Origin of the sequence: Bradyrhizobium sp. 192 (genome assembly GCF_023100965.1) — a bacterium.
Classification (GTDB): domain Bacteria; phylum Pseudomonadota; class Alphaproteobacteria; order Rhizobiales; family Xanthobacteraceae; genus Bradyrhizobium; species Bradyrhizobium symbiodeficiens.
Genome location: NZ_CP064690.1, coordinates 6,465,825 through 6,478,504 on the forward strand (window position 1 = coordinate 6,465,825; position 12,680 = coordinate 6,478,504).

Consider the following 12,680-nt stretch of genomic DNA (forward strand, 5'->3'; position numbering starts at 1 on the left):
CGTTGAATTTCGTGCGGTCGGTCGATTGCGCGCGCCGCATATGCGCATGGGCAGCGGCGGTCTCCGGGCCCTGCGCGGCCGCGGGTGGTCGACTTTGCAGCCTTCGCGCCATGGCGCGCCCGCGCGGATGTTCGACAACATTCCGTAACGCGTGAATTCTTTACAAGGTCCGGGACCGGTGCGAGAGGCGGCGCCATCAGGAACTTGCATGGGGTATTTACCGATGAGCGCGCGCGTCACGACCAGAGCGGCGCTGGCCGCCCTTCTTCTCTCGACTCTGAGCGCGCATGCCGCGACCACCGGCAAGCGCAATCGACAACCGGCGATACAAAGCGCCGTCTATGAATACGGCCCGCGCGGCCCCAACCGGTCCTATCAGTCCGGCCTGCATACGCGCATCTATGTCAGCAAGCGGTCGTGGCTGGACGGCGGCACCGAGGTCCTTCCGGGCGAGCGCAAGTTCACCGACTATGCCTTCCCGCCCAGCGCCTCGTTCGCACGCAGCAACAACAACCGGCCCCTCGACCGGCAGCCACTGAGCCCGGATTCGGACCTCGGTGGATTCGCGCAGAGGATACCGATTTCGTGGTAAGCGGAGTGTAGCGCAGCTTCTTCCACATCGTCATTGCAATGCGCCAGTGCAGTTCCCAGCAGCGGTGCCGTAGGGTGGGTAAAGGCGCACGGCGCCGTGCCCACGATCTCCCTCCATGAGCAACAAGGCGTGGGCACGCTTCCGCTTTGCCCACCCTACGAGATCCGGCTTGTGGCAGGCAGTTCGGCTTGCAGACACACCTTCTCGTTCTCGCGGCGCATTTCGCCCGAGCTTTGCTTCATCGCTCCACCCTCTGATCCAAGAGGGCACAGGGAAGGCCGGGTGCCGGCTGGCACCCGCGGTCCGCTGCGCGAAATGCACGCGCAAAAAAGACCGCACAGCAGCATACAGGTGTCGCCGATCACTCGGCCTTCCCTGCGCAGTGGCTGGACGGCTTATGCCGTGATCTCCCGGGAGCCGACCATTCCTTTTGGCCTCCCTCGCCCCGCGAATTTGGATGATGCAGTCTGCCCGGTTGGGCTCGCTCGCACCTTCGCAAGAGCTTGACCGTGGCAACGACGGCCAGGACCACACGGTTTTGCCGTACGCACGGCCCGCCATGTCGCCGCAGTATTCCCTGGCTCCGTCGACAGAGCCGGAAACTTACGAGCGAGACGAAGCCTAGCAGCGCCGTCGTCCGCACGCGGTTACGGACTCACAGGGACTACCCGCCCTGCCCGCACCTCTCATGCCGACGCTGCCGCGTCCACCGCAAGCCCGGCTCGCGAACATGACGACTTCACGTCGCCCCTCTTGGTGAGCCGGGATGGGCAACACATACGCCGAAACCGAATTTCGGTAAAGTGGAATATTCTTGCGCGCGTGGATTGACAGAGGCCGACACAGGCGCGGTGCCGAGATGTCCGGCAATACCTGTTTACATTCAGCAACATTCGGGCTGCTGAAAGGCCACGATCGCGCGGCTATTGGTTTCAGCCTGTTCCTGCCCCCTCCGGGGGGCCATGGGCGCCCTCCCGGGGCAAGGCCATATGGATCTCAGCCGATTTGATGCCGTCACACCCATTCGTCGCAATCCCCGTACCATCCGCAAAGGAGAATCATCATCCGACGACCACGCAGTCGCGCGCCGGAGCGGCTTGCCTCGCGCTGATGCTGGGCGGCCTGTTGACCGGCTGTGCGGTTGGTCCGGATTACGCCGGGCCGCCCAGGCTGGCCATGCCCGCGCACTGGAGCGCCAAATCGGCGTCCCGACGGCAGACCGGCACACTGGATCGCTGGTGGTTGCGCCTGCGCGATCCCCTGCTCAATCGGCTGATCGAACAAGCCGTCGAAGCCAATCCCGATGTCGCCAAAGCCAAGGCGGTCGTGCGCGAGGCGCGCGCAACGGTTCAACAAACCAGCGCCGGCCTGTTTCCTTCGGTCAGCGGCTCTGCCTCGGTAACCGACAACAAGACCAGCGCTGGCTCCGCCTCGGCCGTCGTCGACACTTCCCCCTACTCGCTTCACCAGGCAAGCTTCGACTCCAGCTGGGAGCTCGACCTGTTCGGCGGCACGCAGCGGAGCATCGAGGCGGCCGTGCGTGGCGCGCAGTCAGCCGAGGAAGATCTGCGCGACAGCCTGGTCACGCTGATCGGCGACGTCGCCGCCTATTATGTGGACGCACGCGGCTATCAGGCCCGGATTGCGCTGGCGCAGCGGACCTCGGTCTCGCAGCGCGACACCGAAAAGCTCACCCGCAGCAAATACGAGGCCGGCAGCGGCAACGCCGTCGATCTCGCCAAGGCGACCGCGCAGGCCGCCAGTACCGAGGCCAACGTTCCGACCTATCAGGCCGCGCTCGCGGCCGACATTCACCGGCTCGGCATCCTGCTCGGCCGTCCACCCGACGGCGTCGCTTCGCTGATGGCGCGGTCCGCGCCCGTGCCGGCACCGCGCATGCCGCTCCCCACCGGACTGCCTGCCGATCTCCTGATGAGCCGCCCGGATGTGGCCAGCGCCGAACGCAAGCTGGCCCAGGCGACCGCCAAGATCGGCGCGGCCGAGGCCGATCGCTATCCGGCGGTGTCGTTGACCGGCTCGGTCGGCACCTCGGCGCTACGCGCCGGCGATCTCGCGAAATATTCCAGCGTGAGCTGGTCGGTCGGCCCCTCGGTCACGGTGCCGGTATTCGACGCCGGCAAGCGCCTGGCCACCGTCAGGATCGCGGAGGCGCAGCGCGACCAGGCGTTTGCGACGTTCCATTCGACGCTGCTCACCGCGTTCGAAGACGTCGAGAACGCCCTGGTCTCGCTGTCGCGCGAACGCGTGCGTGCGACCAAGCTGACGGAAGCGGCCAAAAACTACCGCGAGGCCGCACGGCTGTCGCGATCGTTGTTCGAGACCGGCAGCGCTAGCTTCATCGACGTGCTGGACGCCGAACGGTCGCTGTACTCGGCCGAGGATTCGCTGATCCAGAGCAAGGTGTCGGCGGCCAAGGACTACATCGCGCTGGCAAAGGCGCTCGGCGGCGGCTGGTCCGATCCGGCCGACGTGTCGACGCCAATCATCGTGGACAGCAACACGGGACCTCACTTCCGGGAGATGCAGAAGTGACCGGGATCATCACCCCCAAGCGCCTGAAGATCGCCTCGGCAATCGTTGCCGTTGCGGCGACCGGAGTCGTCGCGGCCATGCGCTTTCCGGGCACGTCGAACAAGACGCAGTCCTACATCACGGCGCCGGTCACCGTCAGCGATCTGCGCGAGGAGGTGCTCGCGAGCGGCACGCTGAAGCCGGCGCGACTGACGGCGGTCGGCGCGCAGGTGTCGGGCCGGATCACCGCCCTCAACGTTCGCGTCGGCGATACGGTCAAGGCGGGCGACGTCATCGCCCAGATCGACCCCGTCACCAAGCAGAACGATCTGCGCAGCTCCGAGGCGTCGCTGAAAAACTACCGGGCGCAGAAGGTCGAGAAAGAGGCCGCGCTGGTGCTGGCCGAGGCGAACCTCGCACGCCAACAGGCGACATTGGCGCAGCGCGCGACCTCGCGCAGCGATTTCGACAGTGCGGATTCGACCGTGCGGCAGACCCGGGCCCAGATCGCCGCCCTCGAAGCCCTGATCGTGGGAGCGGAAGCCAGCGTCGAGACCGCGCGCGTGAACCTCGAATACACCCGCATCACCGCGCCGATCGACGGCACGGTCCTCGCCACGGTGGCGCAGGAAGGACAGACGGTCAACGCGGTGCAGTCCGCGCCGACCATCGTCGTGCTCGGCCAGCTCGAGACCATGACGGTGCGGGCGGAGATTTCCGAAACCGACATCGTCAAGGTCAAGCCGGGGCAATCGCTGTACTTCACCATCCTCGGCGACCAGGACCATCGCTACGAGGCCCGGCTGGAGCAGATCGAGCCGGCACCCGAGTCGATCAAGACCGACGCCAGCTTCTCCTCGACCACCACGTCCTCGTCCAGCTCGAGCTCGTCGAGCTCGACCAGCACGGCGATCTACTACATCGGCGTCTTCAACGTCCCCAACAAGGACTATGCGCTGCGGACCTACATGACCGCCGAGATTCACATCGTCACCGGCGAGGCGAAGCGCGTGAAGGTGATCCCCGCGCTGGCCGTGATGCGCAAATCCGACGGCCGCAGCACCGTCCGCACCCTCAGCGCGTCCGGTGACGTCAGCGAGCGCGAGGTCAAGACCGGCCTCAACGATCGCACCATCGTCGAGATCAAGTCCGGTCTCGACGAGGGCGAGCGGGTCGTCACCGGAGAGGCGAGCGAGCAGACCGCATCGCGCGCGCCGGGTAGCCCGCCCGGAGGTCTCTGACATGGCCGATCCGATCATCGCGCTGGAGAAGGTCCGGCGGGAATTCGCGACCGGAGACACCAGCGTGGTCGCGCTCGACGACATCTCGCTGAGCATCCAACCCGGCGAGATGGTCGCGATCATCGGCTCCTCCGGATCGGGCAAATCGACACTGCTCAACATCCTCGGCTGTCTCGACCGCCCGACATCCGGCACCTATCGCGTCGCCGGCAAGAACGTTTCAGAGCTCGATGCGGACCAACTGGCGGCGCTGCGCCGCGAGCATTTCGGCTTCATCTTCCAGCGCTATCATTTGCTCGGGGACCTCTCCGCAGCAGCCAATGTCGAGATTCCGGCCGTCTATGCCGGCATCAATGCGCGCGAGCGCCGCACGCGCGCGACCGAACTGCTCGAACGACTTGGCGTGGCGACCCGAAGCGGTCATCGCCCGAACCAGCTCTCCGGCGGCCAGCAGCAGCGCGTCTCGATCGCGCGAGCCCTGATCAACGGCGCCGAAGTGATTTTGGCGGACGAACCGACCGGCGCTCTCGACCGGCGCAGCGGCGAGGAAGTGCTCAAGATCCTCAAGGAGCTGCATCGCGAGGGACGCACGATCATCATCGTCACTCATGATGCCGATGTCGCCGCACGGGCCGAGCGCATCATCGAATTGCGGGACGGCAAGATCGCCTCCGATCGCCGCACTGAATCCGCAGCCACGACAGAACCGGCCGCCAGGGTTTCCCGATCCGCAAGGGATAGCGGTGTCGGCTGGTTCAGTACGATGGGGCGCTTGCATGAGGCATCGCGCATGGCGTTGGCCGCGATGGCCGCGCACCGGTTGCGTGCGTTCCTGACCATGCTCGGCATCATCATCGGCATCGCCGCGGTGTCGTCCGTTGTCGCGCTCGGCAACGCCTCCCAGCGCAAGGTGCTGTCCGATATCTCCAACCTCGGCACCAACACGATCGAGGTCTTTCCGGGCAAGGATTTTGGCGATGCGCGCGCCAGCAAGATCAAGACGCTGGTGCTGGACGACGCCCGCGCGCTGGACCGGCAGGACTTCATCGCCGGGGTCACACCGACGGTCTCGACCAGCACGACGGTTCGGTATCGCGGCAACGAGTCCAACGTGCTGGTGAACGGCGTCGGCGCGAGCTATTTCCAGGTCAAGGGCGCCAAGCTCGCGAAGGGCCGCCTGTTCGACGCCGACGCGATCCGCAATATCGAGCGCCAGGCCGTCATCGACGACAACACCCGCAAGACCTTCTTCGCCGACGACCAGACCGCGGGCGTCGGCCGCGTGATCTGGCTCGGCAAGGTGCCATGCCGCATCGTCGGCGTCATCGCCCAGCAGCAGGGCGGATTCGGCTCGAACCAGAACCTGTCGGTCTACCTGCCCTACACCACCGTGCAGGCCCAGTTCACGGGCGATCGTGCGCTGCGCAGCATCCTGCTGCGGATCAGCGACGAGATCTCGACCAATCTGGCGCAGGACGCGGTGACCACATTGCTGACGCAGCGGCACAACACGAGGGATTTCGTCATCCTCAACACCGACGATATCCGCCGCACCATCACCAGCACGACCCAGACGCTGGCGTTCCTGGTGGCGGCGATCGCGGTGATCTCGCTGGTGGTCGGCGGGATCGGCGTCATGAACATCATGCTGGTGTCCGTGTCCGAACGGATCGGCGAGATCGGGGTGCGCATGGCGGTCGGCGCCAGGCGCGGCGACATCCTCCAGCAGTTCCTGGTGGAGGCGACCCTGATCTCGTCCATCGGCGGCATCGCCGGCATTCTCGTCGCGATGCTGCTCGGCCTCGCCATCAACCTCGCCGTGCCCGGGTTCGAGGTCAGTTATTCGACGTTCTCGATCGGCGCGGCGTTCCTGACCTCGACCGGCATCGGGGTGGCCTTCGGCTTCTTCCCGGCCCGCCGCGCCGCGTTCCTCGACCCCGTGGTGGCGCTGAGCCGCGACTGACCCTAGGATTGACCATGACCACAGTGCTTCGGACGGGACATTCGTCCGCAAATCGACCGATGATCGGTGCCCCCGATGCGATTTCAATCATGACCGACGGCAGCCAGAATATCCTGATCGTCGAGGACGACCAGCCGACCCGCGACCTCATCTCGCGTTATCTGCGCGATCACCAGTTCTCGGTCGACGCCGTCGCGAACGGCAAGGAGATGGACCGCTATCTCTCGAAGGACCGGGTCGATCTGATCGTGCTCGACCTGATGCTGCCGGGTGAGGACGGCCTGAGCCTCTGCCGCCGCCTGCGGACGGACTCCACGACGCCGATCATCATCCTCACCGCCAAGGGCGAGGATCTCGACCGGATCCTCGGCCTCGAGATGGGCGCCGACGACTATCTGGCAAAGCCGTTCAACCCGCGCGAGCTGCTCGCCAGGATCAACGCGGTGCTGCGCCGGCGTTCGAGCGGCCTCGCAGCCGGCTCCGCCGCAGCGCGTCTCAGGTTCGAGGGCTGGACCATCGACCTTCGCCTGCGGGAATTGCGCGATCCGCAAGGCGCTCAGGTACCGCTGACCAGTGCCGAGTTCGATCTGCTGCAGGCCTTCTGCGAGCGGGCTGGCCGCGTTCTCACCCGCGACAACCTGCTGAGCATGACGCGCGGTCGTCCCGGAGCAAGCTTCGGCCGCAGCATCGACGTGCTGGTCAGCCGGCTGCGCCGCAAGCTCGACCGGACGGAAGGAACATCCGTGATCAAGACCGTCCGCATCGGCGGTTACGTCTTCACGCCGGTGGTGGAGGAAGCATGAGCCGCACCGCCGACATCGTCGCGCTCTTCAGCTTCCGGCGGATCAGCGGCCAGATCGCCGCCTTGATCCTGGGATCGCTGATCCTGATCCACGTCCTGATCGCCGGATATTTTCTGCTCAACCGGCCGATGCTGCTGACGGACAGGCCGCTCGAGCAGTTCGAGCTGATCGCGCGGATCATCGCCAATACGTCACAGGTGGAGCGCAGTCTCGTCCTGGAAAGCATCAGTCGAACCTTTCCGGGGCTGAAGCTCCAGTTGAAAGAAGGCGTTTCCGCCTCCACCGCGCCATTGCCGGAGCGGACGCCCCTGAACATCCCGACATCGCTGGGTGGCCGGGCCGATCTCATTCGCGGCTCTGCGCCGGAAGACAACCGCGTCTGGTTCTACCTCGCCAACGACGACGTGCTCGAGGCCACGATCGGATCACCGATGATGCCGGCCTTCGTCAGCGGCCTCTGGACCTCGACGCTGCTGTTCCTCGTGGCGAGCGTCACGCTGCTCGGCGTCTGGGCCGGCCGCGCGCTCTCCTCGCCGCTATCGGCCTTCGCGCGCGCGGCGGAGGATTTCAGCCTGAGCCGGTCCTCCGCGCCGCTGCCCGAAAACGGACCGGAGGAGATCAGGTCGGCGGCGAGGGCGCTGAACCGGATGCGCGATCGCATCACCACGCTGATGAACGACAGGACCCGCATGCTCGCGGCCATCAGCCATGATCTGCGCACGCCGATCACGCGTCTGCGGCTGCGTTCGGAATATATCGAGGATCCGGCGCAACGCACGCAGACCGTGCGCGACCTCGACCAGATGCAGTCGATGCTCGAATCGGTGCTGTCGCTCCTGCGCAGCGAAACCCCGGTCAAGCCGACGCTGGTGGACGTCGCGGCGCTGCTGCAAATGGTTTGCGACCAGTTTTCGGATTCCGGATTCGCCGTCACCTATTCCGGACCGGACCGGGCCGCCTTCATCCTGCGGCCCGACGAGATCATCCGCGCGGTCACCAACCTCATCGAGAACGCAACGCGCTTCGGAACCCGGATCGAGGTCGCGCTGTTGGCGGCCGGAGACCGGCTCGTCATCGACGTCTCCGACGACGGGCCGGGCATTCCCGAGGAAAGGAAGGCCGCGATGCTGGAGCCCTTCGTGCGCGGAGAAGAAGCCCGCACCCTCGACGAGAGGGCCGGATTCGGTCTCGGCCTTTCGATCGCGCAGACGATCGTGACCGCGCATGGCGGATCGCTTCAGCTGCTCGACAACGCGCCAAATGGCCTGCGCGCCCGCTTGCAACTCGCGCGGGCCGCACGTGACGATTTGGAAGCACTCCGGACATAAAGCCGCGGCATTTCCCGGGCTTGTCGATCGCCCCGCCTGCTTTCCCGGAGTTCCCATGTCTTCCGCCGACCGGCCTTCGACGCGCCTTGCGACCCGGCTTGCCTTCCTCGTCGCGGGCTTCGGCATCTCGTGCTGGGCGCCGCTGGTGCCGTTCGCGAAGACGCGGCTCGGCGTCGATGACGGCGTGCTCGGACTGTTGCTGCTCAGCCTCGGCATCGGCTCGGTCGTCGCGATGCTGGTGACCGGAATCGTGAGCGCGCGCTACGGCAGCAGGCCGATCATCATTGCGGGAGGGTTCGGTCTGGCGCTGGTCCTGCCCCTGCTCGCCATTGCGGCTTCGCCCGCAACGCTGGCGCTGGCGCTGTTCGCATTCGGCGCCGCGCTCGGCTCGATCGACGTCGCCATGAACATCCACGCCGTGGAGGTGGAGCGCGCCGCGCACCGCCCGCTGATGTCCGGCTTCCACGCGCTGTTCAGCATCGGGGGCTTTGCCGGATCCGCGCTGATGACGGCGCTGCTCTCGCTGCAATTCGGCACGCTCGCCTGCACCTTGATCTGCTCCGTCCTGATGCTGGTCGCGATGGTCGTGACCTCACCGCGCCTGCTTCGTTCCGTGCAGGTGCAGGAGGGCCCGCTGTTCGTGCTGCCGCACGGATCGGTGTTGCTGCTCGCGCTGCTCGGCGCCATCACCTTCCTGGTCGAAGGAGCGATGCTGGATTGGGGCGCCCTCCTCGTCATCGGCGCAGGTCTCGTCACCGAGGCGCACGGCGGCGCCGGCTATATCGTGTTCTCGATCGCGATGACTGCGGGCCGGCTCGGCGGCGACGCCGTCGTCGCGCGCATCGGCGACCGCGCGACGCTGCTGTGGGGCAGCCTCATCGCGATCGTCGGCTTCGTGGTCCTGCTGACGGCGTCCGTTGCGGCGGTCGCCATCGGGGGCTTCCTGCTGATCGGGCTCGGCGCGTCGAATCTCGTGCCGGTGCTGTTCCGCCGGGCGGCGCGGCAGACGGTGATGCCCACGGGGCTTGCGGTCGCGGCGATCACGACCGCAGGCTACGCGGGAATCCTCGTCGGCCCCGCCGGCGTCGGCTTCGTCGCACGTTTTGGCGGATTGCCCATGGCGTTCTGGCTGCTGGCTGCGCTGATGGGTCTGGTCGCGCTGTCGGCGCGTGTCGTCACTGCGGGTTCGCGTTAGGATTGCAGAAAGCCAACCCCTTCCATCTCCAGCATTATTCAAGCGGACCGAAGCCAAGCCCAAGCCATCTGCGCAGGTCTGCCAGCCATGCTGCTTTCGGCCAGTTTACTGGACGCCTCGTTCTGCTAGACCACAACAAGATACCTTTTTTTGACTCCCGTTGCGGGGGCAATGGCACGTGCCAGCTGATAATAACAACCAAGATTCGGCCATTTCATTCGGGCCATTTCGGCTGTTTCCCAAGTCCCGGCTCCTGGAGAAGGAAGGGGCGCCGCTTCACGTCGGCGGCCGCGCGCTCGATATTCTCATCCTGCTTGCCGAGCGTCCCGGCGAAGTCGTCGACAAGAGAGAGCTGGTCAAGCGCATCTGGGCCGAGGTGAATGTCGACGAGGGCAGCCTGCGCTTCCATATCGCGGCGTTGCGCAAGGTGCTCGGTGACACCGGCAAATCGGCCCGTTATGTCCTCAATGTGCCCGGCCGCGGCTATTGCTTCGTCGCCCCGTCCGCCCAAGCCGCCTCGCAGGCCGTACCGGCCGCCGCCGAAATCGTTCTCCCCCGCTCCCTGCCCGCCCAGCTTGCGAAGATGGTCGGACGCGAGGAGGTCATCGAGAAGATTTCGAACGGCCTGACGCTGTATCGCTTCATGACGCTGGTGGGTCCCGGCGGCATCGGCAAGACCGCCGTCGCCGTCACGGTCGGCCATCGGCGCTCGGCGGATTTCGGCGGCCGCGTCTTCTTCGTCGATTTCGGTCCGCTGCGGGACGCCAGCCATGTCCCAACCACCATCGCCGCCGTGCTCGGACTGACCGTCAACTCGGAGGATCCGACGCCGGCCATCCTGACATTTCTCAAGAGCGGACCGGCCCTGCTGATCTTCGACAGTTGCGAACACGTGCTGGACACGCTGGCGCCGATCGTGGAGCGCATCGTTCGCGAAGCACCGCAGCTTCGTGTTCTCGCCACCAGCCGCGAATCGTTCCGAAGCGAAGGCGAGCGGATCTTCCGGCTGTTTCCGCTGGATTGCCCGCCCGAGCGCGAGGACCTCGACGTCGCCGAGGTTCTCGCCTACCCCGCGGCCCAGCTCTTCGTCGAGCGCATCGCGCAGAGCTCCGGGCCGTTCCAGCTCAGCGCGGAAGAGGCGCCGCTCGTCGCGAGCATCTGCCGGCGCCTCGACGGCATTGCGCTTGCGATCGAACTCGCGGCGGGCCGTGTCAACGCCTATGGCATCGCCGGCACCGCCTCGCTGCTCGACAGCCGCTTCTCGCTGCAATGGCGCGGACGGCGCACGGCCGTCCCGCGGCACCAGACGCTCGCCGCCGCCCTCGACTGGAGCTACGACCTGCTGCCTCCGGCGGAAAGCGCCACCTTGCGACGATTGTCGGTGTTCGCAGGACCCTTCGCGCCGGAGGCGGCCGCCGCGGTCGCGTCCGGCGATGGCCTCAGCACCCTGGAGACGCTGGAGGCGATCGACAGCCTGGTCACCAAATCGCTGATCTCGTCATCCGGCTCGCGGGCGCTGCGCTATCGCCTGCTCGACACCACGCGCACCTACGCACTCGGGAAACTGAACGAGCTCGGCGAAAACAGGCAGTTCGCGCGGCGTCATGCCGAGCATTTTCGCGACCTCTTCGAACGCGCGGGGGCCGACACCTCGACGCCGCTTCCCGAATGGCTGAGCACCTACGGCGGGGAGCTCGACAATGTGCGCGCGGCGCTGGACTGGGCCTTCGCGCCCGACGGCGACGCGAGGCTCGGCATCGCGCTGACGGCGACCGCGGTCATCCTGTGGGTGCGTCTGTCGCTGTTCGCCGAATGCCGCGAGCGCTGCAGAACGGCACTTGCGGCGCTCGGAGACGGCGGCGACAACGACCGCATCCGCATGCAGCTGCTGTCGGCACTCGGCTGGTCGCTGATGTATGGCGAGGGCCGCGCGCGCGAAGCGCGCCCGATCCTCGAGACGACCCTCGAGCTGGCCGAGAGCCTCGACGACAAGGATTTCCGGCTGCGCGCACTCTGGGGCCTGTGCATCGACCAGTTCAACAACGGGCAGTTCGGCAAAGCCCGCGCGCTCGCCGACCGCTTTGCGAATGCCGCGGTGAATTCATCCGACAACACCGATCTCATGCTGAGCGACCGCCTGATGGCGGTCGCGCTGCATTATCTCGGAGACCAGAGCGAGGCGCGGCAGCGTATCGACCGGGTCAACGCCTCGCTGCATGTGCTGGTGGAGAAGCCGAAGATCTTCCCGCTCGATCTCAGGATATCGACGCAATATTTCCGCGCCCGTATCCTGTGGCTGCAGGGCCTCGCCGATCAGGCCCGGGCGCTCGCCGCCAACAACATCGAGGAAGGCCGCGCCAACGGCCATGCGCTGACCTTCTGCAGCGTGCTGGGGCAGGCCGCCTGCCCGATCGCATTCTGGTCCGGCGATTTCGATGCCGCCGAGCGCCACGGCGCCGAGTTGCTCGAACACACCGAGCGCAACGCGATCCGGCCGTGGGGCCTGTGGGCACGGGCCTTCAACGCAGCGGTCGTGGCCAGGCGCGGCGACATCGCCACCGGCCTGCCGCTCCTGCGCGAAGAGCTCAACCGCGCCGGCGATGCGCGTTTCCTGCCGCGCTTTCTGCCGCTGCTCGGCGAGCTCGCCGCGTGCTTCCTCGAGGCCGACCAAATCGACCGGGGCCTCGACGTGATCGAGGACGTGCTGACCCGCTGCAACGACCGGCAGGAGCGCTGGTATCTACCGGAGCTGCTCCGCATCAAGGGAGAATTATTGCTGAGGAGCGCGCGGCACGCGGAGCAGGCCGAGACGCACTTTCGCGAGGCGATGGGCATAGCCGTCGAGCAGGGGGCGCGCTTCTGGGAGCTTCGATGCGCGACGAGCCTCGCGCGGTCGATGAGCGCGGCCGGCCAGAGCGCGGAAGCTCGCGCGGTTCTCGACAAAGTCTGCGGGACGTTTGCCGAAGGCTTCGACATCGCCGACATGCGCATGGCCCGCGATCTGATGATGCCATCGCGGGCCTGAC

Annotated in this window: 8 protein-coding genes; all 8 read left to right on the top strand. The window is 66.6% G+C overall.

Annotation, left to right across the window (positions count from 1 at the left end; all coding sequences use genetic code 11):
- The first annotated feature begins 223 nt into the window (after positions 1-223).
- The 8 genes from IVB24_RS30335 to IVB24_RS30370 all read left to right on the top strand — a co-directional run bounded on the left by IVB24_RS30335 (position 224) and on the right by IVB24_RS30370 (position 12,679).
- Positions 224-592: a hypothetical protein gene (locus IVB24_RS30335; RefSeq protein WP_247770170.1), complete on the top strand. Its 369-nt coding sequence runs from the start codon at positions 224-226 to the stop codon at positions 590-592.
- A gap of 1,110 nt (positions 593-1,702) precedes the next feature.
- The gene (locus IVB24_RS30340) at positions 1,703-3,145 is read left to right on the top strand and encodes an efflux transporter outer membrane subunit (protein WP_247774200.1); all 1,443 of its coding nucleotides are present in this window, start codon (positions 1,703-1,705) and stop codon (positions 3,143-3,145) included.
- Positions 3,142-4,365, top strand: coding sequence for an efflux RND transporter periplasmic adaptor subunit (locus IVB24_RS30345; RefSeq protein WP_247770171.1), 1,224 nt, complete (start codon positions 3,142-3,144; stop codon positions 4,363-4,365). Before IVB24_RS30340 ends, IVB24_RS30345 begins: the two co-directional genes overlap by 4 nt.
- Before the next feature lies 1 nt (position 4,366).
- Positions 4,367-6,328: a MacB family efflux pump subunit gene (locus IVB24_RS30350; RefSeq protein ID WP_140480710.1), complete on the top strand. Its 1,962-nt coding sequence runs from the start codon at positions 4,367-4,369 to the stop codon at positions 6,326-6,328.
- A gap of 89 nt (positions 6,329-6,417) precedes the next feature.
- The gene (locus IVB24_RS30355; RefSeq protein WP_247770172.1) at positions 6,418-7,131 is read left to right on the top strand and encodes a response regulator; all 714 of its coding nucleotides are present in this window, start codon (positions 6,418-6,420) and stop codon (positions 7,129-7,131) included.
- Positions 7,128-8,459, top strand: coding sequence for an ATP-binding protein (locus IVB24_RS30360; RefSeq protein ID WP_247770173.1), 1,332 nt, complete (start codon positions 7,128-7,130; stop codon positions 8,457-8,459). The genes IVB24_RS30355 and IVB24_RS30360 overlap by 4 nt, the downstream gene beginning before the upstream one ends.
- 55 nt (positions 8,460-8,514) lie before the next feature.
- Positions 8,515-9,654: an MFS transporter gene (locus IVB24_RS30365; RefSeq protein WP_247770174.1), complete on the top strand. Its 1,140-nt coding sequence runs from the start codon at positions 8,515-8,517 to the stop codon at positions 9,652-9,654.
- A 178-nt stretch (positions 9,655-9,832) separates the two neighbouring features.
- Complete coding sequence (locus IVB24_RS30370; protein ID WP_247770175.1) at positions 9,833-12,679, top strand: winged helix-turn-helix domain-containing protein; 2,847 nt, start codon at positions 9,833-9,835, stop codon at positions 12,677-12,679.
- Position 12,680: the final 1 nt, after the last annotated feature.

Excerpts from the sequence above, each read along its gene's own strand:
- IVB24_RS30335 (WP_247770170.1), top strand. The coding sequence starts at position 224 with ATGAGCGCGCGCGTCACGACCAGAGCGGCGCTGGCCGCCCTTCTTCTC.
- IVB24_RS30350 (WP_140480710.1), top strand. The coding sequence starts at position 4,367 with ATGGCCGATCCGATCATCGCGCTGGAGAAGGTCCGGCGGGAATTCGCG.
- IVB24_RS30365 (WP_247770174.1), top strand. The coding sequence starts at position 8,515 with ATGTCTTCCGCCGACCGGCCTTCGACGCGCCTTGCGACCCGGCTTGCC.
- IVB24_RS30355 (WP_247770172.1), top strand. The coding sequence starts at position 6,418 with ATGACCGACGGCAGCCAGAATATCCTGATCGTCGAGGACGACCAGCCG.
- IVB24_RS30340 (WP_247774200.1), top strand. The coding sequence starts at position 1,703 with ATGCTGGGCGGCCTGTTGACCGGCTGTGCGGTTGGTCCGGATTACGCC.
- IVB24_RS30360 (WP_247770173.1), top strand. The coding sequence starts at position 7,128 with ATGAGCCGCACCGCCGACATCGTCGCGCTCTTCAGCTTCCGGCGGATC.